The organism is Nitratireductor sp. L15S-10 (genome assembly GCF_045011005.1).
Lineage (GTDB): Bacteria > Pseudomonadota > Alphaproteobacteria > Rhizobiales > Rhizobiaceae > Nitratireductor.
The window spans coordinates 3,115,065-3,133,310 of sequence record NZ_CP120674.1; the positions used below are offsets into that span (position 1 = coordinate 3,115,065).

Here is an 18,246-nt window from a genome sequence, read left to right on the forward strand (position 1 = left end):
AACGGGCCCGCTTTTCACGTCAAACCCTATCAGGAACCCCAAGGCCACAGGCGGCGCAGATCGAAACCGCCGCCGTCTTTCTGCGCTGCGCGCTTCGCCGCCCGCGCCTTCTTGGCCTCGTCCTCGCCGAGTTCACCCGTGGGAGCCGTCTCGGCGGGCTGGCGATAGGTAACCGGCGGCTCGCTAAGATACCGGCGCGTGGTCGGGCTGCCCTGTGTGCTGGCCGCACGGCGCTTGAAGTATTCTTCACGCTGCTTCTTGGCCATTTCCGGGTTCACAAAGCCATCTTCACCGCGAGCATTCACGCCGATATCGCGCTCAACGGGGGATCTGTAGAACGGATTGTTCTGGTTTTCGGTCGCTTCCGCGCGGATCCGCGCAAGGCGCTCTTCCGGCGATTCGGGCCAGGCCGGGTTTCCAGCGGCGGCAACATCTTCCTGCGGTGGCGGCAGAACCTCGCGTGAAGAAGGCATGACAATGCCCGCGCGCGGCTTGTATTCAACGCGGGGCTTGTCCTTCGGACCAAGCGACAAAACGCCGGTAACATCTTCCAGAAGCTGCTGATCTGCGGTTTTGCCGGTTCCGTAGGTCGGCGCACCAACGCACCCGGACAAAAGAACGGCCGAGAGGCACAATGTGCCCGAAGCCGCAACCATGCGCACGGAACGACGCGATGTTGTGGTACCCGTTCTATTCACTGCTACCTCTCTCCCAGAATGCGGCTGAAACGGGTGCTGCATTCTGCTTATCGTCCCGCTGTCCAGGACCTCGGGAAACTCACATCACGCTGTCGCGCACGAATCCGGCGACAACGTGGCATCCTTAACCTGGCGGCATTTGTAGCGAAGGAGGCGACGGGAAGCAATCGGCAGTGCCGAAGCTTCCCTCACCCGCCAATCACAATCGGCCGAGCGCCCTGAGTTCACGCAGGGCAGCCGCATCGCGTGCCGAAACATCCGGAAACTCGGGATCGGAGCCCACATCATCCGTATAGCGCCATGAACGCGCGCACTTCTCGCCCGTGGCGCGGGCAAAGACAACGCCGACGCCCGGCACCTCATCGAGTGTGAAGGCACTAGCCGGCGGCGCCTCGTGGCGGATATCGATGCCGGAGGTGATGCAGATTTCGGCCATGTCGCGGTCGGCGATCGCCTTCTGCAGCCCGTCATCGTTCACATAAACCACCGGAGCGGCCTCAAGCGAGGAGCCGATGGTCTTTTCCTTGCGCTCAATCTCCAGCGCGCCGGTCACGACGCGGCGCACCTGCCGGATTTTCCGCCATTTCTCGGCGAGCTCCGCATCGCGCCATTCCTGTGGCACGGCGGGGAATTGCTCCAGATGCACCGAACGCGCATCGGGATGACGCTCAAGCCATGCCTCTTCCATGGTGAAAGGCAGCATGGGTGCGAGCCATGTCACCACGCAGTCGAACAGGGTTCGTACCACCTGGAGCGATGCCTTGCGGCGCGTGCTCGAAGGCGCATCACAATAAAGCGCGTCCTTGCGAACATCGAAATAAAATGCGGAGAGTTCGACCACCATGAAATCGAGCAGCGAGCGGATGATGCGCTTGAAGTCGAAATTGTCATAACCCTTGCGCACCAGCTCATCGAGCTCGGCCAGACGGTGGAGCATGAGGCGCTCCAGCTCGGGCATCTCGGCGAGAGGCACGGTTTCGCCCGTGTCGTGAGCGAGCGTTCCCAACATCCAGCGGATGGTGTTTCTGAGCTTGCGATAGGCATCGACATTGGTCTGGATGATCGCCTTGCCGAGGCGTTGATCTTCCCAGTAATCGGTGGTGGCGACCCAAAGGCGCAGAATGTCGGCCCCCGACTGGTTCATGATATCCTGCGGAAAGGTCTGGTTGCCGAGCGATTTCGACATCTTGCGACCGTCTTCCGCCATGGTGAAACCATGGGTGATCACGGTGTCGTAAGGCGCCCTGCCCCGCGTCGCGCAGCTTTCGAGCAGCGAGGAGTGGAACCAGCCGCGATGCTGGTCGGAGCCTTCGAGATAGACATCGGCGGGCCACTTCAGGTCTGGCCGGTCTTCCAGCGTAAAGGTGTGGGTGGAGCCGGAATCGAACCACACATCGAGAATGTCCATGACCTGCTGCCACGGCTCGCCAGCGCGCTCGCCCAGAAAACGCTCGCGCGCGCCTTCGGCAAACCATGCATCCGCGCCCTCGGCCTCAAAAGCTTCCAGGATCCGCTGGTTGACCGCCTCGTCCTGCAGCACATTGCCGTCTTCATCGGCAAAGACGCAGATCGGCACGCCCCAGGCCCGCTGGCGCGAGAGCACCCAGTCGGGCCGATCGGCGATCATGGCGCGCAGGCGCGACTGACCAGCCGCCGGCACGAAGCGGGTCTCGTCGATGGCCTTGAGCGCGCGCGAACGCAGCGTTGAAGCGTCGCCAAGGTCCTTGTCCATATAGACGAACCATTGCGGCGTGTTGCGGAAGATGACCGGCTTTTTCGACCGCCAGGAATGCGGATAGGAGTGCTTCAGGCGGCCACGCGCGAAAAGCATGTCGCGCGCGATGAGCGCCTCGATGACGGCCTTGTTGGCGTCGCCCTTTTTGCCCTTGTCGTCGATGACGCGCGCGGCCCCGCCCTCGCGGTCGGGACCGAAACCTGGCGCGTCCTTGGTGAAGTAGCCGGCGTCGTCCACGGTGAAGGGAATGGCCGGATCGATGCCGCGTGCCGCAAGATCGCGGGCTGCATCCATCCAGGCATCAAAGTCCTCGCGACCGTGGCCGGGGGCGGTGTGGACGAAGCCCGTACCGGCATCGTCGGTCACGTGATCGCCGGCGAGAAGCGGCACGGTGAAATCATACCCGCCGCCGAGGCCCTTGAGGGGGTGTGCGCAGGTGATGGCACCGAGTTCATCGGCTGAAACATCGCGCAGGCGCTTGTGTTCAAGCTTCGCCTTGGCGAAAGACTCTCCCGCCAGCGCATCAGCGAAAATCAGCTTTTCGCCTGCCTGAGGACCAAAATCGTTCTCCGCCGCCGTGACCTCGTAGAGGCCATACGAGATGCGCGGCGAATAGGCGATGGCGCGGTTGCCGGGGATGGTCCATGGCGTGGTCGTCCAGATCACAACAAAGGCATCAGAGAGTTCGCCTTCCACCACCGGAAACTTCACCCAGATCATGTCGCTTTCAACATCCTGGTATTCCACTTCCGCCTCGGCGAGTGCGGTCCGCTCCACCACGCTCCACATCACCGGCTTGGAGCCGCGGTAGAGCTGGCCGGACATGGCGAACTTCAACAGCTCGCCGGCGATCCGCGCCTCAGCGTGGAAGTTCATCGTCGTGTAGGGGTTCTTGAAGTCGCCCTCGATACCCAGCCGCAAAAACTCTTCCGACTGAACCCTGATCCAGTGGCTGGCGAACTCGCGGCATTCCTGGCGGAACTCGTTGACCGGAACCTCGTCCTTGTTCTTGCCCTTGGCGCGGTACTGTTCCTCGATCTTCCATTCGATGGGCAGGCCGTGGCAGTCCCAGCCGGGCACGTAATTGGCATCATAGCCGCGCATCTGGAAGGAGCGCGTGATGATGTCCTTCAAAACCTTGTTCAGCGCGTGTCCGATATGGATGTTGCCATTGGCATAGGGCGGACCGTCATGGAGCACGAATTTTTCGCGCCCCGCCGCGTCCTCGCGCAGCAGGCGGTAAAGATCCATCTCCTGCCAGCGGGCGACGATCTCGGGCTCTTTCTTCGGCAGTCCCGCGCGCATGGGAAACTCGGTCTGCGGCAGGTTGAGGGTCTTGGAATAGTCGATCTTTTCGGACGTATCGGTCATGTTCTCGCCGTGAGATGGGCAAAGCCTGCGATGGCCCTGCCATAGCCATTATCGGAATTCGGAAAAAGCGCGTGTGACGCGCGGCAACAACCCGGACCTTCCGCAGCACTCAGGCCGCACGGAAGGCCGGGCCAATAATTCGTATGGCAATCGGTATGAAACCGGCGCGTGTCATCATGGGAACGGCTTTTAGCCGACGCTGCGACAAGAATAAAGAGGCGATTGGCCTCACGCGGCCAGCCCGTCGAACGCAAGCGTCAGATCGAGGGCGGACATGGGTTTCACTTCGGCCAGCAGGGCGCGGGCTTCTGCCTCGTCGCGCTTCATCTGGGCAACGAGCGCTTCGAGCCCGTCGAATTTCTCCTCGCCGCGCAGAAAGGAAAACAGCGAGACCGAACAGACCTCCCCATAGAGATCACCGTCAAAATCAAACAGGAAGGTTTCCAGAAGCGGCGCGCCCTCTTCCGTCACGGTCGGGCGGCGGCCAAAACTCGCCACGCCGTTGTAGAGCCTGCCATCGGCCCGACGAAAACGCACGGCGTAGATACCGTGGCTGAGGCCGGTTTCAGGTGGCAACGCCATATTGGCTGTCGGGAAACCCAGCGTGCGGCCGAGCTTCTGGCCACCGGTCACCTCGGCCTCTACCGTATAGCGATAGCCCAAAAGGCCCGTGGCCTCCGCCACATCGCCCTTGCCCAGAAGTCCGCGAATGCGGCTTGAGGAAATCACCGCCCCGCCCTCATCGGCATAGGCGTCAACCACGGTCACGCCAAAACCGTGTTCCCGTCCGGCCGCCTTGAGAAGCTCGGGCGTGCCACCGCGGTTCTTTCCGAAATGAAAGTCGAAACCCGTCACCACATGGGTGATGCCAAGCCCCTCGACCAGAACGGACTGCACGAAGTCCTGCGGCGAGAGACCGGAGAATGCGCGGTCGAACTGCTGCTCGACAACCGCATCGAAGCCAAGCGCCCCAAGAAGCGCTGCCTTCATGGGGGCCGGCGTGAGGCGAAAAAGCGGGACATCCGGCCGGAAGACCTGACGCGGATGCGGTTCGAAGGTGAGCACGAGAGCGGGAACGTTGTCGCGCCGGGCAATCTCAAGTGCCGGCTCCAGCACGGACTGGTGGCCGCGATGCACGCCATCAAAATTGCCGATGGCCACCACACCGCCGCGAAGCGGGGCGGGCATTTCGATCAGATCTGCAATGCGCTTGATCGGTCCGGCCACGCGCGCACCCTATCTGAGACGCGGAATGGCCGCCACGGGATTGTGGCCATGGGTTTTGAGAAACGCCGCAAGTCGGTCAGGCTCCGGCCCTTCGCCATTGCCATATTCGCGCGCGTGAATGCCGTCGGTCACGAATAGGACATCGATGCCATACTGGTCGGCGCCTTTCACGTCGGTCAGCACGCCATCGCCGATGGCGAGCGCCTTTTCGCGCGCCAGTTCGCTTCCCATGATCTCGGCGGCCGCCTCGAACGCTGCCTCATAGATCGGGCGGTGCGGCTTGCCGGCAATCAGCGTGCGCCCGCCAAGAAGCCCGTAATCGCGCGCCAGCGCACCGGCGCACCAGATGTGACGGTCGCCACGCTCGACGATGATGTCGGGGTTGGCGCAGATAAACGGCAGGTCGCGCATTCTGAGGCGCTGCAGCATCTCCGCATAATCATCCGGCGTCTCGTTTTCATCGTCGAACAGACCGGTGCAGACGACGCCCGAGGCTTCGAAATCCTCCACCAGATCCACGTCGATCCCGTCGAAAATCGCCTGATCCCGATCAGGCCCGATATGGAAGAGACGCCGTGGTGCGGTGCGGATCAGGTCGCGTGTCACATCGCCGGAGGTCACGACACGATCCCATGCATCGTCGGGAACTCCCAATGCCCCGAGTTGCTCTTCCACGCCCTGATGCGGGCGTGGGGAGTTGGTGATGAGAACAACCGCCTTGCCGGCAGCCCGCGCCCGTGAAAGGGCGGCGCAGGCCTCGGGGAAAACGGTGACACCGTTGTGAACCACGCCCCACACATCGCAAAGGACGGCGTCGTAAGAACCGGTGAGGCGGTCGAGCGTATCGATGATCTGCGGAGCTTGAGGCATGGGGGACAGGTTGTCTCGGATATTTGAAGTGCGGTGAGAAGGGCTCAGGCCCGGAATTATCGGATGCTGGCTTTCCTGTCACCCGGTTTTATCACCCCGGTCAAAGTGCAGGGCATTTGAGACAAGGGGTTAACCTCATGAGAACCAAGAAAACATCCGCGATCGCACCGGTTACGACCGGTTAAGCACTTCAGGGGGATTTTGGACCAGTACCTTTAGTGGGGTGGCACAGATGTTCAGGAAATTCGCGCATGACCGTCGCGGCAATTTTGCCATGATGACGGCGCTCGTCATGGCGCCGATCATGGGGGTTGCCGCCCTCGTGGTGGACTACAGCCAGATTTCCCGACAGCGGCAGATGACGCTGAATGCGCTCGATGCCGCAGGCATCGCCACTGCCCGTTACCTCACCCAGGGAGCGAGCGACGAAGAAGCCAAGGCCTACGCGAAGGATTTCTTCGAAGCCAATCTCGGCAACGTAAAACCCGAGAACACGAAACTGCTCATCACACTGCCCAATCAGAACACCGGTGGCGGCACACTGAAGCTTGAGGCGGAGCTGAAATATGCGCCGATATTCTATCCGGTGTTTCAGAAGCTGCGAAAAGAAGCCATCGATGAGGAAACGAAGATCGACTTCCGCGCTCAGAGCGAAATTCGCCTCAAGAACACGCTGGAAGTGGCACTCGTGCTCGATAATTCCGGATCGATGGACTACACGTCGACCGGATCGTTCGAGAAGCGTCTGACAATCCTGAAGAAGGCCGCGAAGGAACTGGTGAAGACCATCGCCGCCGAGGGCGCGCAGATGAAACAGATCCAGAAGCCCGTGCAGTTCGGCGTCGTGCCGTTCGCGGCATCCGTGAATGTGGGCCCGGACAACGCCAGTGCAAGCTGGATGGACACGGACGGCGTGTCGCCCGTTCATCATGAGAATTTCGACTGGTCGACGATGAAGGCGGCCGATCCGAACAAGCGCGTCGAACAGTCAGGCGGCGTCTATTACAAGCGTGGCAGCGGCTGGGGAGACGAGGAAGGCCAGAAGGTCACCCGTTTTACGCTCTACGACCAGATGAAGCGCATTTCAGGCACTACGTCTGAATGGAACTATGAATGCACCCGCTATCGAAACAACGGCTCCTGCCGGAGCTGGGGATGGGTTGAGACAAAAACCACGACATATGACCGCTTTACCAATTGGGCCGGTTGCGTGGAGATGCGCCCCTATCCGCTGAACATCAATGACGATGCGCCCGACAGCAGCAATCCGAAGAGCCTTTTCGTCCCGATGTTCGCACCGGATGAAACGGACCAGACCGATTCAAGCTGGCGTCCGGCCAACAACAACTGGTGGGACGATTTTACCAGCGGCTCGACCTCCGCCGCCTATGACCAGGCCTATATGCCGAAATATTTCACCCCCTATGAAACAGGTAGCATGGGCATCAACGAGGGCCCGAATGCGAGTTGCAGCACCAAGCCGGTCACCCCGTTGACCGATGTTGGCAAAACCGAAGGTCTGAACAAGATCAATGCCGCCATCGACGATATGGATGCCGGTGGCGCAACCAATGTAACCGAAGGTCTTGCCTGGGGTTGGCGGGTGGTTTCCGGCCGCGCACCTTTCACCGAGGGCCGACCTGACAATGAGAAGGGCAACGACAAGGTGGTCATCGTCCTGACCGACGGCGCGAACACCTATTACACGCCCACCAGCATCACCGCCCAAAGCTATTCGGGCACCTACTACCGCTCGGGTGGCAACGACCTTGCCGGCAACAAGTCGATCTATTCCAATTATGGCTATGTGAGAAATCGCGCCGGTGAAAGCCGCCTTTTCAAGGGCGCTACCGGTGTCAGCGAATACAACTACTCCAACAGCAACTACTCGGCGGCAATGACCAGTCATATGAGCGCCATCTGTGAGAATGCGAAGAGCGACAACATCATCGTGATGACGGTCGCGCTCGATCTCGACAGCCGCGATTCCACCGAGAAGAAGCAGATCGATGCCCTGAAGGCCTGCTCTTCCGACTCGCGCACGCGCAAGGACGGCAATGGCAAGCCGGTGAAACTCTTCTGGAACGCCACCGGCGGCGATCTGGACGACGCCTTCAAGGCCATTGGCGACGAGCTTTCCAACCTTCGTATCGTCGGCTGACGCCGGGGGGCTTCCCGCTTCGGCCTTGCCGCTTCGACCATGATCGGCTAGGACAGCCGCGCCCCCTTTCGGGGCGCGGTTTTCTTCTTTTCACGGACGGATTTCGACATGGCTAAAAAGGCTGACAAGACCCGGGCGAGGCTCCCACGCGGCTTTGTCGACCGCCATGCAGGCGACATTCGCGCCGTGGACGAGATGTGCGCAAAGATCCGCGAGGTCTATGAGCGCTATGGTTTCGACCCGGTCGAGACGCCCATTTTCGAATATACCGACGCGCTCGGCAAATTCCTGCCCGATCAGGACCGGCCGAACGAGGGCGTGTTCTCCGTTCAGGACGATGATGAGCAGTGGCTCTCGCTACGCTACGACCTGACCGCCCCGCTGGCGCGTCACGTGGCCGAGAACTTTAACGATATCCAGCTTCCCTACCGCACCTACCGGGCGGGCTATGTGTTCCGCAACGAGAAGCCGGGACCGGGCCGTTTCCGCCAGTTCATGCAGTTCGACGCCGACACGGTGGGGGCGCCGGGCGTGGCCGCCGATGCCGAGATGTGCATGATGATGGCCGATGTCATGGAGGCGCTCGGCATTGCCCGCGGCGACTATGTGATCCGCGTCAACAACCGCAAGGTGCTCGACGGCGTGATGGAAGCCATCGGCGTCACTGACGAGGCGCAGAAGCTCACCGTCCTGCGCGCCATCGACAAGCTGGATAAAATTGGTACCGAAGGTGTTCGCCAACTCTTGGGTGAAGGCCGGAAAGATGAGAGCGGCGACTTTACTCCTGGCGCTCAGCTTTCTGCTGAACAACGCGTCCAAGTTGAGCGTATATTGCGCCAGCTAGATATTGACGGCCTAGTGGAAGATATCCTCAAGCCGGCCGGTATCGAACTACCAGAAGAACCACAACTTGCAGCGTATCTCTCTGAAAACCTACCTCTTGTGATATCTCAAAACCTGGCAGATACTCCATCGTTGGTAGAAGAAATGTCTGCACATGCAGGATTAGATTCAGATCAAATAAATTACATTCTATTGGCCCTAAATGCACCAAAAGACAAGCGCTCAAGTCTACAAAACTATGAGATAGAAGACGACATATATTCTTTTGATTACGATGTCACAATTGATAAGATTGAACGTTTGGTGGGCCACACTCCATCTGGCCAACAAGCAGTAAGCGAACTTCGTGCAATGGCTCGGCTTTTTCGAAGCAGCGGCTATAGAGACCGAATCGTTATCGCAGAACAGACCGTGCGTGGCCTCGAATACTACACCGGCCCCGTTTTCGAGGCCGAGCTGACCGCCGAAATCCCCAATGAGAAGGGCGAGATCGTGCGCTTCGGCTCCGTCGGCGGTGGCGGGCGTTATGACGGGCTCGTCTCGCGCTTTCGCGGCCAGCCCGTTCCGGCGACGGGCTTTTCCATCGGCGTGTCGCGACTGGCGACCGCGCTCAAAAATCTCGGCAAGCTCGGTCAGGACCCCGTCCTGCCGCCGGTCCTCGTCACCGTCATGGACGGCGACACCGAGGCAATGGCGAAATACCAGCAGTTCACGCAGGCGCTGCGCACCGCCGGCATTCGCGCCGAGATGTATCAGGGCAACTGGAAGAAGTTCGGCAACCAGCTCAAATATGCCGACCGTCGCGGTTCGCCGCTTGCCATCATTCAGGGTGCGGACGAGCGCGCCAATGGCGAGGTGCAGATCAAGGATCTGATCGAGGGCAAGAAGCTGTCCGCCGAGATCGAAAGTAATGAGGAATGGCGCGAGGCCCGCGTGGCGCAGCTGACCGTCAGCGAAGGCGAACTCGTCGAGACAGTGCGCAGGATGCTTGCAGCACAGGCCGAAGCATCCAAGTCATGACCCTGCGCACACCCGATTTTGCCGACGACATCTTCGCGCTCTTTGCTGAACGCGAGGCGGTGCTGACCGACATCGCCATCATCCAGCCCGCCGATCCGTTTCTGGACATGGCGGGTGAGGATCTGCGCCGCCGCATCTTCCTGACGGAGAGCGAGACCGGCGCCAATCTCTGCCTGAGGCCGGAGTTCACCATTCCCGTCTGCCGCGACCATATCGACAAGCGCGCGGCGACCCCGCAGCGCTACGCCTATCTGGGCGAGGTGTTCCGTCAGCAGCGCGAGGGCGGAGCCGAGTTCTTTCAGGCCGGCATCGAGGATCTTGGCGCGAGCGACCGCGCCGGCGCGGATGCGCGCTCTCTGGTCGATGCGCATGCGCTTTTGACGCGTGTTCTGCCGGGCCATGCGCTCACCGTCACGCTGGGCGATCAGGCCGTGTTCGAGGCGGTGCTTTCGGCCCTTGGCCTGCCGCGCGGCTGGCAGATGCGTCTGACCCGCGCCTTCGGCTCGCAAAAGCTTCTGCAGGCGGCCCTCGACGATCTGGCCAACCCGCAGACCGCTTCCAATCTGCCACGCGCCGTTGCCGGTCTTGTGGCGCGTGGCGACGAGGCCGCCCTTGCCGAACATGTCAGCGTGGTCATGGAAGAGACAGGCCTTTCACCCACAGCCGGACGCACGCCGCAGGAGATTTCCCGGCGGCTCATCGAGAAGGCGGAACTGCGCAGTGTGCGTTTGACGGATGAGGCAATGAGCGCGCTGAAGGCATTCGTCGCCATGCGCACACCATTGGCCGAGGCCGGCGAGCGGCTTTCTGCTTTCGCCGCCGACAACGGGCTGATCCTCGATGATGCGGTCGAAACCTTCGCCGCCCGCGCTGAGCGGATTTCTGCTGAGGGCCTGCCGCTTGAGGCGCTAACCTATGATGCCGGCTTTGGCCGTCCGCTCGATTATTACACCGGGTTCGTGTTCGAGATCGCCTCTCCCACAGGCACGGTGTTGGCTGGCGGTGGGCGCTATGACCGGCTTCTGACCCTTCTGGGCGCCGAGACGCCCATTCCCGGTGTCGGCTTTTCCATCTGGCTCGATCGCGTTGCTGCACTCAGGGAGACGGCGGCATGAGCATCACCCTCGCCCTGCCCTCCAAGGGTCGCCTCAAGGAAAACGCTCTGGCACAGCTCGAAAAGGCCGGTCTGACCGTGCATCTGCCGGAGAACGACCGCCGCTATCGCGCGAGGCTTGAAGGCGTGGACGGTGTCGAGATCGCCTTTCTCTCGGCCTCCGAAATTGCGCGCGAACTGGAGCGCGGTACGGTCGATCTCGGCGTGACCGGCGAGGACCTGGTGCGCGAGACCATTCCCGACTGGGAACGCAGGGTGGAAATTGCCGCGAGGCTCGGCTTTGGCCGCGCCGATGTGGTGGTCGCAGTTCCGGAGGTCTGGTTCGACGTTTCGACCATGGCCGATCTCGACGATGTTGCCGCCGACTTTCGACACCGGCACGGACGCCGGCTCAGGATCGCCACGAAATACTGGCGGCTCACCCAGCAGTTCTTCTCCCAGAAGCACGGCATTCAGGTCTACCGGATCGTGGAAAGCCTCGGCGCAACCGAAGGCGCTCCGGCGGCCGGATCGGCCGACGTGATCGTCGATATCACCTCGACCGGATCGACGCTTGAGGCGAACCATCTGAAGGTACTTGACGATGGTGTAATCCTGCGATCCGAGGCTTGTCTCGTGACCGCGTTCGGGGACCGGCCGGCGGCGGATGCGGCAGCACTTGAAGCGCTGAAGGCACGGTTTTCAGGCTGAGTTGTTTTTTGGGAATTTCAGGGCGAATTCCGAAAAAACCTGCCAAACGAAGCGGAATTCTCCGGTTTCAGACCGTTTTCGGGAATTTCGGCCGCGCCATGAACGACGCGGTCCAGAACGCACCGACCATGACCAGTGTGGCAGCTAAGGCGAGCATCAGATAGAGGTCGTAGCCGCCACTTGCCGCCCAGAGAGCGGCAACGCCCAGCGGCGCAATCGCCTCCACCATTCGGGACGGGGTTATGAGCGCGCCGTTGATCGCGCCATAGGCCTCGCGGCTCAGCATTTCCGGCACGGCCAGCCCGCGCACGATTGTCATCATGCCATTGGCAGCGCCATAGAAGGCGGCAATGGCAGCAATCACGAGCATATGTGGCGGCGCGAAAGCGTAGCCGATGAGGACCAGCGGAAATACGCCCACCATGATCGCGCCGATCCGGCGCACGGGGGCTTCCGGAGCGAAGGTCCAGATGGCGATACGGCCCGCAACCTGCGCCGGACCGATGACGGCGACAATGCTGACGACTTCGCCGGCGTTCAATCCACGTTCGAGGAGAAGCGGGTAAAGGTGAAAGCTCAGGCTGGAGAAAACGCCGGCATAAAGCACGAGAAAAAGCACCAGCGCCCAGAAAACCGGTTGCCGAAAGGCCCAGGAAACGGCAGCGCGACCGGCAAGTTCGGGCGTTCCGGTGTCCCTTGCCGGCTCTTTCGGCCGGTCTTTTGTGGGGTCGATCACCGCGAAATAGAGGCTGGCGCAGACAAAGGCGTTGATGGCGCCGAGCACCATCAGCGCGCCGCGCCAGTCAAGCGTGTCGATAAGCCATTGAACCAAAGGCACAAATACGGTGCTGGCGAAGCCACCCCACAGTGTGAGCGCGGTGATTGCTCGCCGCGCCTCCAGTGCACCGACCCGGCGGGCGAGCACAGCGAAGGCCGGTTCATAGAGTGTTGCCGCCTGTAGCGCTCCAAGCAGCGGGACAACCACATAGAACATGGCGACACTGTCGATCTGCGACCATAGAAGATAAAGCAGTCCGGCCATGAGCGACGCGCCACTCATGACCCATCGGCCCTGCCCCCGGTCGATCGCTGCACCAACCGGATAGGCAGCGAGTGCAGCCAGAACCAGACCCGCCGTGGCTCCCCCGTAGAGAAGCGGCTTTGACCAGCCGAGATCAAGGCGCATTGCTTCTGCGATGAGCGGGAAACTGTAGAAAACCGAGCCCCAGGAGCAGATCTGGGCAATGCCGAGCGCCGTGATCATGCGCCGGTAACCAGGTTCAGCGGTCAACGCCTGCACCATGATCAGTGCTCTCCCCGGGTTGAACTGGTGGTGCTGTCGGCACAGCACTTATCGGCCAGATACCCGATCAAGGCATGCATGGCAGGGTAATGCGCGCGGCAGATCAGCGTGGTGCCGCGCCGTTCACGCGTGATCAGCCCGGTCTCCAGAAGCTTCTTGCAATGATGCGAAAGCGTGGAGGCCGGCATGGACAAGCGCTCCTGAAGCGCACCGACGGGCATGCCTTCACCACCCGCGCGCACCAGCATGCGGTAGATACGGAGGCGAATGGCATTGCCCAGCGCTTCAAGCTGGCTGGAGGCTGTCTCATGTTCCATCTGCAGGCGTCTACGCGTGCACTCAGAGACGGTCAATACTATTTCGAAAATATTCGAACTATTCGTCAACCACGCGCAGCCGCAACTGGCCGGATCCCGGTCCGCCCTCGTCGTTCGGCTTCTTGGGAGCGAGGCGGTTGTCACTTCCACCGGACTTCTCGGTCTCGCCCGCGCCCAGCTCCAGCGCCTCGATCTTAGCCCCGCGCTTGGTGACCTTGTCGGTCGAGGTGAGGATCATGTCGATGTCCTTGTTCGCCTGCATAAAATGGGTTTGCAGCTTGCGAACCCGGTCATCGAGCCGGCCGACATCCTCCATGAGACGCACCACTTCAGCCTGGATCAAATGTGCCTGCTCGCGCATGCGCGCATCCTTCAGAACGGCCTGAATGACCTGAATCGAAAGCATCAGGAGCGAAGGCGAAACAATCACCACCCGTGCCCGGTGCGCCCTTTGGACAAGGTTTTCGAAATTCTCGTGGATTTCGGCGAAAATCGATTCCGACGGCACGAACATGAAGGCCGTGTCCTGCGTCTCGCCGGTCAGGAGATACTTTTCCGAGATCGCCTTGATATGCACCTCCACATCCCGGCGAAACGCCGATTCGGCGGCTTTTCGGGCTTCGGGCGAACCGCCCTCGCCTTCGGATGCCGCACGGATGGCATTCCATGCCTCCAGCGGGAATTTGGCATCGATCACCAGTGATGGCGCATCATTGGGCATCTTGACGATACAGTCGGGCCGGCTGCCATTGGAAAGCGTCGCCTGGAATTCATAGGCCGTGTGCGGCAGACCGTCGGCAATGATCGCCTCCATGCGCGACTGGCCAAAGGCGCCGCGCGTCTGTTTGTTGGAGAGGATCTGCTGAAGCTGGACCACCTGGCCGGCGAGCGACTGAATGTTGTTCTGTGCCGTGTCGATGACCGCCAGCCGCTCCTGCAGCTTTGCGAGATTTTCATGGGTCGACTTGGTCTGCTCGGTGATGGACTGGCCAAGCCGCGAACTCATGCCATCGAGCCGCTCTGAAAGGGCCTTGGTCAATTCCGCCTGCCTGCTGCCGAAGACTTCGGCAATCGAGCCCATACGGCCCTGAAGCTCGGCCTGTGCCCGGGTGAGCTCGGCCATGCGTGCCTCCGCCTCGCGGGCGTGCTGGGCGGCCTCTGCCGCCGCCACCGCGCGGGCGCGCGCCGCGCGCCACAGCCCGGTAACAAGCGCGATCATCAGCGCAAAAAGCAGGAAACCGCCGGCAAGCAGGAGCTGGCCAAGCGTAAACGTGCTGGCCCCGAACTGCGCCACGGGCGTGGCAAAAATATCGGACATCTCATTCATGGCCGGCACTCTAGACGATTCGTGATACCATCATAAGACCAAAACGTGAACAAGTGTTCTGTATTGACGTTCTCACAGGCAGGGCTTACCTGAACGCCATGACGATTAGACCGCTAGTTCTTCTTCCCGACCCGATCCTGCGTGAAACCTCCAAGCCGGTCGAGCGCTTTGATGATCAATTGCGCACATTTGCCAACGACATGCTGGCAACCATGTATGACGCGCCAGGCATCGGCCTTGCCGCCATCCAGGTGGGTGAACCATTGCGCATGCTGGTGATCGATGTTTCGGAAAAGGACGAAGAGCCTGCACCCATGGTGGTGATCAATCCCGAGATCGTCGCCAGCACCGATGCGCGCAACGTGCACGAGGAAGGCTGCCTTTCCATCCCTGACTACTATGCGGAGGTGGAACGTCCTGCCGGTGTGACCGTCAATTATTTCGATCTCGACGGAAAGCAACAGAGCGTCGAGGCCAACGGCCTGCTCGCCACCTGCCTTCAGCACGAGATCGACCACCTGAATGGTGTTTTGTTCATCGATTATCTGTCGAAGCTCAAGCGCGACATGGTGGTGCGCAAGTTCAGGAAGCTTGCCAAGGATCGCCCGCCAGCGCGCATGGTCGGCTAACCCACTCCCGCCAGGTGAGGCAATTGGCCCAGCAGGGCTTGACCGGAAGTGGATAAATCCGCTTCAAGCACCGCAAGAGCGCGGGTGCGCTCGTTTGACTGACTGGACGCATCGGACACGCGGCATGGCACTTCGTCTCATCTTCATGGGCACTCCGGATTTCTCCGTTGCCACCCTTCAGGCGCTGGCTGAGGCCGGGCACGAGATCGTCGCCGTCTACTCGCAGCCGCCGCGACCTGCCGGACGGCGTGGACTGGAACTCACCAAATCGCCCGTTCATCAGGCCGCAGAAGCGCTCGGCATCGAGGTTCGAACCCCGAAATCGCTCAAGGCTGAGGACGAGCAGGCCGCATTTTCCGCACTCGATGCGGATGCCGCCATTGTGGTGGCCTACGGGCTTCTTCTACCCAAACCCATTCTGGACGGAACGCGGCTCGGCTGTTTCAACGGACACGCCTCACTTCTCCCCCGCTGGCGGGGTGCTGCCCCCATCCAGCGTGCGATCATAGCCGGCGATACCGAGACCGGCATGATGGTGATGAAAATGGACGAAGGCCTCGACACCGGTCCCGTTGCCATGACAACGCGCGTGGCCATCACCTCCGATATGACCGGGGGCGAACTGCATGATGTTCTGAAGGATGCGGGTGCTTCCCTTATGGTCGAAGCCATGGACGCGCTCGAAAAGGGAACATTGACGCTGACACCGCAACCCGACGAGGGCGCGACCTATGCCAAAAAGATCCTGAAGGACGAAACCCGCGCCGACTGGACCCGCCCGGCACGCGCGGTGCACGATCACATTCGCGGGCTTTCGCCCTTTCCCGGTGCATGGTGCGAGATGACCTTCGGCGGCAAGCCCGAGCGCGTCAAACTTTTGCGTGCGGAGATCGGCAAGAGCGAAGGCGCGCCGGGTGAAGTGCTGGATGAACAGCTGACGATCGCCTGCGGCGATGGCGCAGTGCGACTGACCAGCGTGCAACGCGCCGGCGGCAAACCGATGCAGGCCCAGGATTTCCTGCGCGGTGTCAATCTGGAAAAAGGAACCGTACTTCCATGAGCGCAATGAACATTCGTATCGAAACCATTGCCGACCGCGACGCGGTTCATGCCCTGCTATGCACCGCCTTTGATGGCGATGGCGAGGCGGGCCTCGTTCAGTCGTTGCATGCTGATGGCGACGTGGTTCTCTCGCTCGTGGCTGAAACTGAAGGCGTGGTGTGCGGTCATGTGCTCTTCTCGCGCCTTCATGTCGTGAACGGCGACACCCGCTTTCCCGCCGTGGCACTCGCCCCGCTTGCCGTTTCGCCCACCCACCAGCGACAGGGTATCGCTGCGCGGCTTGTCGAGGAGGCCCATCGGCGTTTGATCACCACCGGCGAAACGCTGTCTGTTGTTCTGGGCGAACCTGCTTATTATGGCCGTTTCGGCTATCGGCATGAAGATGCCGCAAAGTTCGAGAGCGCGTATCAGTGCGAGGCACTGCAGGCGGTGCGCTGGGGTGATGACGCACCCGGCACAGGAAAACTCGTTTATGCTTCAGCCTTTGGCGGGCTCTGACCATGGCGCGCTTCCGCATCGACATCGAGTATGATGGCGGACCCTATTTCGGCTGGCAGCGGCAGGCCAAACACCATTCGGTGCAGGCGGCAATTGAGAATGCCATTGCCGCATTTTCCGGTGAAGAGGTAACGCTTTTCGGTGCCGGACGCACCGATACAGGTGTTCATGCGCTGGCGCAGGTGGCGCATTTCAACCTTTCGCGCGACTGGACAGCGCGCACCGTGCAGAACGCAATCAACGCGCATCTTGCAATGGCCGAGGAAACGGTTGCCGTGATCGAGGCCGCGCAGGTGCCAGATGATTTCGACGCCCGGTTTTCCGCCAGGGCGCGGCACTATCTCTACCGCATTCACAACCGCCGCCCACCATTGACCGTTGACCGCGCCCATGCCTGGCATGTGGCAGCACCGCTCGACGCAGAGGCTATGCATGAGGCCGCGCAGCGGCTGGTTGGAACCCATGATTTCACCACGTTCCGCGCGGCCCAGTGCCAGGCGAAGAGCCCGATCAAGACGCTGGAAAAGCTGGAGGTGGCGCGCAACGGGGAATTCGTTGAAATCCGCGCCTCGGCCCGTTCCTTCCTGCACAATCAGGTGCGCTCCTTTGCCGGCACGCTGAAACGGGTGGGCGAAGGCGGCTGGAGCGCGGACGATGTGACCCGGGCGCTGGAGGCCCGCGACCGCAAGGCATGCGGCCCGGTCGCCCCGCCGCATGGGCTATACCTGACGCGCGTGGATTACTGAACGCCCGTGGGCTTGACTGCGAGCCGCTGCCAGCTTCGCCCTATCCGGCGCGTGTGAGCCCAAGCAATCCTTCAAAAGTGAACAGAACGGCAAGCGAGGCCGCGAACATGGCTGCGAAGACGGCTGTGGCGACAGCCGGTCCTTTGCCGATGGCGACGTTTGTGAGCCGCCAGGAGAAAACCATCGTTGCAAGGAAGATCAGGAAGGTGACAAGATTTGCAAGATCCGCGGCCTCGGGGAAAAGCAGCCGCATGAGCATGGCCGGGAGCGTGACCCAGGCGAACAGCGCCGACGCCCAGTTGTTTGCCACCACGTAATGCACAAACCGGTCGGCAATGCCGGCCGGGCGCGCGGCAAGCGCCAGGATGGCATAGGGCACGATCCAGGTGGCGAGATCCGTCATCATCAAGCGTGTGAACAGCGAGAAGCGGGAGGCGAAAATCTCAACGCCAGCCAGCTCGTTAGAGATCGCAGCCCACCCAACGACCATTGGCGGAAAGGCAACAAGGATGGCGAAGAACGAGTTCCAGAAGCCGTCTGCCGACAGATCGAGCAGGCGCAGGCCTTCGGAGCGCCCCATCATCATGCGCCAGACACCGGCAAGATACTGCTGGATCTCGGCGAATGAGGGCATC

General features: G+C 61.3%; 16 protein-coding genes. 8 read left to right on the top strand and 8 right to left on the bottom strand.

The genetic code is table 11. The features are described 5' to 3' along the window. Positions 1–29 precede the first annotated feature (29 nt). The 4 genes from P2W41_RS14890 to P2W41_RS14905 all read right to left on the bottom strand — a co-directional run bounded on the left by P2W41_RS14890 (position 30) and on the right by P2W41_RS14905 (position 5,901). Positions 30–698: a hypothetical protein gene (locus P2W41_RS14890; RefSeq protein ID WP_292899371.1), complete on the bottom strand. Its 669-nt coding sequence runs from the start codon at positions 696–698 to the stop codon at positions 30–32. Positions 699–897: 199 nt separating this feature from the next. Beyond that, complete coding sequence (gene ileS, locus P2W41_RS14895) at positions 898–3,804, bottom strand: isoleucine--tRNA ligase (protein ID WP_404933578.1); 2,907 nt, start codon at positions 3,802–3,804, stop codon at positions 898–900. A gap of 228 nt (positions 3,805–4,032) precedes the next feature. Further along, the gene (locus P2W41_RS14900) at positions 4,033–4,992 is read right to left on the bottom strand and encodes a bifunctional riboflavin kinase/FAD synthetase (RefSeq protein ID WP_404934989.1); all 960 of its coding nucleotides are present in this window, start codon (positions 4,990–4,992) and stop codon (positions 4,033–4,035) included. Between the two features lie 48 nt (positions 4,993–5,040). Further along, the gene (locus tag P2W41_RS14905) at positions 5,041–5,901 is read right to left on the bottom strand and encodes a TIGR01459 family HAD-type hydrolase (RefSeq protein WP_404933579.1); all 861 of its coding nucleotides are present in this window, start codon (positions 5,899–5,901) and stop codon (positions 5,041–5,043) included. Between the two features lie 232 nt (positions 5,902–6,133). On the opposite strand from P2W41_RS14905, the gene P2W41_RS14910 reads away from it, so the two are divergent. The 4 genes from P2W41_RS14910 to hisG all read left to right on the top strand — a co-directional run bounded on the left by P2W41_RS14910 (position 6,134) and on the right by hisG (position 11,729). Then, positions 6,134–8,062, top strand: coding sequence for a pilus assembly protein TadG-related protein (locus tag P2W41_RS14910; RefSeq protein WP_292899365.1), 1,929 nt, complete (start codon positions 6,134–6,136; stop codon positions 8,060–8,062). Between the two features lie 108 nt (positions 8,063–8,170). After that, positions 8,171–9,925: a histidine--tRNA ligase gene (locus P2W41_RS14915; RefSeq protein WP_404933580.1), complete on the top strand. Its 1,755-nt coding sequence runs from the start codon at positions 8,171–8,173 to the stop codon at positions 9,923–9,925. Beyond that, positions 9,922–11,040, top strand: coding sequence for an ATP phosphoribosyltransferase regulatory subunit (locus tag P2W41_RS14920; RefSeq protein ID WP_404933581.1), 1,119 nt, complete (start codon positions 9,922–9,924; stop codon positions 11,038–11,040). The genes P2W41_RS14915 and P2W41_RS14920 overlap by 4 nt, the downstream gene beginning before the upstream one ends. Beyond that, positions 11,037–11,729, top strand: a complete 693-nt coding sequence (hisG, locus tag P2W41_RS14925) for an ATP phosphoribosyltransferase (RefSeq protein ID WP_404933582.1) — start codon at positions 11,037–11,039, stop codon at positions 11,727–11,729. Before P2W41_RS14920 ends, hisG begins: the two co-directional genes overlap by 4 nt. A gap of 67 nt (positions 11,730–11,796) precedes the next feature. Here the strand turns inward: hisG and P2W41_RS14930 are convergent, their stop codons facing one another. The 3 genes from P2W41_RS14930 to P2W41_RS14940 are packed head-to-tail and all read right to left on the bottom strand — an operon-like array spanning position 11,797 to position 14,676. Beyond that, positions 11,797–13,020, bottom strand: coding sequence for an MFS transporter (locus tag P2W41_RS14930; protein ID WP_404933583.1), 1,224 nt, complete (start codon positions 13,018–13,020; stop codon positions 11,797–11,799). Between the two features lie 14 nt (positions 13,021–13,034). Then, positions 13,035–13,349 (bottom strand): ArsR/SmtB family transcription factor, encoded by a 315-nt coding sequence (locus P2W41_RS14935; protein WP_404933584.1) that lies wholly within the window; start codon positions 13,347–13,349, stop codon positions 13,035–13,037. Between the two features lie 58 nt (positions 13,350–13,407). Beyond that, positions 13,408–14,676, bottom strand: coding sequence for a DNA recombination protein RmuC (locus P2W41_RS14940; RefSeq protein WP_292899352.1), 1,269 nt, complete (start codon positions 14,674–14,676; stop codon positions 13,408–13,410). A gap of 98 nt (positions 14,677–14,774) precedes the next feature. On the opposite strand from P2W41_RS14940, the gene def reads away from it, so the two are divergent. From def to truA, 4 genes are all read left to right on the top strand, one after another. Further along, positions 14,775–15,305, top strand: a complete 531-nt coding sequence (gene def, locus P2W41_RS14945; protein ID WP_292899350.1) for a peptide deformylase — start codon at positions 14,775–14,777, stop codon at positions 15,303–15,305. 124 nt (positions 15,306–15,429) lie between these two features. Continuing rightward, positions 15,430–16,365 carry a methionyl-tRNA formyltransferase gene (gene fmt, locus P2W41_RS14950; protein WP_404933585.1) on the top strand — a complete coding sequence of 312 codons (936 nt, stop codon included), beginning with the start codon at positions 15,430–15,432 and terminating at the stop codon, positions 16,363–16,365. Then, positions 16,362–16,865 (top strand): GNAT family N-acetyltransferase, encoded by a 504-nt coding sequence (locus P2W41_RS14955; RefSeq protein ID WP_404933586.1) that lies wholly within the window; start codon positions 16,362–16,364, stop codon positions 16,863–16,865. The genes fmt and P2W41_RS14955 overlap by 4 nt, the downstream gene beginning before the upstream one ends. A 2-nt stretch (positions 16,866–16,867) precedes the next feature. Then, positions 16,868–17,611, top strand: a complete 744-nt coding sequence (truA, locus tag P2W41_RS14960; RefSeq protein ID WP_292899344.1) for a tRNA pseudouridine(38-40) synthase TruA — start codon at positions 16,868–16,870, stop codon at positions 17,609–17,611. 40 nt (positions 17,612–17,651) lie between these two features. On the opposite strand, the gene P2W41_RS14965 is transcribed toward truA, so the two are convergent. Then, the gene (locus P2W41_RS14965; protein ID WP_404933587.1) at positions 17,652–18,245 is read right to left on the bottom strand and encodes a transporter; all 594 of its coding nucleotides are present in this window, start codon (positions 18,243–18,245) and stop codon (positions 17,652–17,654) included. Between the last annotated feature and the right edge of the window lies 1 nt (position 18,246).

Excerpts from the sequence above, each read along its gene's own strand:
- ileS (WP_404933578.1), bottom strand. The coding sequence starts at position 3,804 with ATGACCGATACGTCCGAAAAGATCGACTATTCCAAGACCCTCAACCTG.
- P2W41_RS14900 (WP_404934989.1), bottom strand. The coding sequence starts at position 4,992 with ATGCCCGCCCCGCTTCGCGGCGGTGTGGTGGCCATCGGCAATTTTGAT.
- P2W41_RS14905 (WP_404933579.1), bottom strand. The coding sequence starts at position 5,901 with ATGCCTCAAGCTCCGCAGATCATCGATACGCTCGACCGCCTCACCGGT.
- P2W41_RS14910 (WP_292899365.1), top strand. The coding sequence starts at position 6,134 with ATGTTCAGGAAATTCGCGCATGACCGTCGCGGCAATTTTGCCATGATG.
- P2W41_RS14915 (WP_404933580.1), top strand. The coding sequence starts at position 8,171 with ATGGCTAAAAAGGCTGACAAGACCCGGGCGAGGCTCCCACGCGGCTTT.
- P2W41_RS14920 (WP_404933581.1), top strand. The coding sequence starts at position 9,922 with ATGACCCTGCGCACACCCGATTTTGCCGACGACATCTTCGCGCTCTTT.
- hisG (WP_404933582.1), top strand. The coding sequence starts at position 11,037 with ATGAGCATCACCCTCGCCCTGCCCTCCAAGGGTCGCCTCAAGGAAAAC.
- P2W41_RS14935 (WP_404933584.1), bottom strand. The coding sequence starts at position 13,349 with ATGGAACATGAGACAGCCTCCAGCCAGCTTGAAGCGCTGGGCAATGCC.
- P2W41_RS14940 (WP_292899352.1), bottom strand. The coding sequence starts at position 14,676 with ATGAATGAGATGTCCGATATTTTTGCCACGCCCGTGGCGCAGTTCGGG.
- def (WP_292899350.1), top strand. The coding sequence starts at position 14,775 with ATGACGATTAGACCGCTAGTTCTTCTTCCCGACCCGATCCTGCGTGAA.
- fmt (WP_404933585.1), top strand. The coding sequence starts at position 15,430 with ATGGCACTTCGTCTCATCTTCATGGGCACTCCGGATTTCTCCGTTGCC.
- P2W41_RS14955 (WP_404933586.1), top strand. The coding sequence starts at position 16,362 with ATGAGCGCAATGAACATTCGTATCGAAACCATTGCCGACCGCGACGCG.
- truA (WP_292899344.1), top strand. The coding sequence starts at position 16,868 with ATGGCGCGCTTCCGCATCGACATCGAGTATGATGGCGGACCCTATTTC.
- P2W41_RS14965 (WP_404933587.1), bottom strand. The coding sequence starts at position 18,245 with ATGCCCTCATTCGCCGAGATCCAGCAGTATCTTGCCGGTGTCTGGCGC.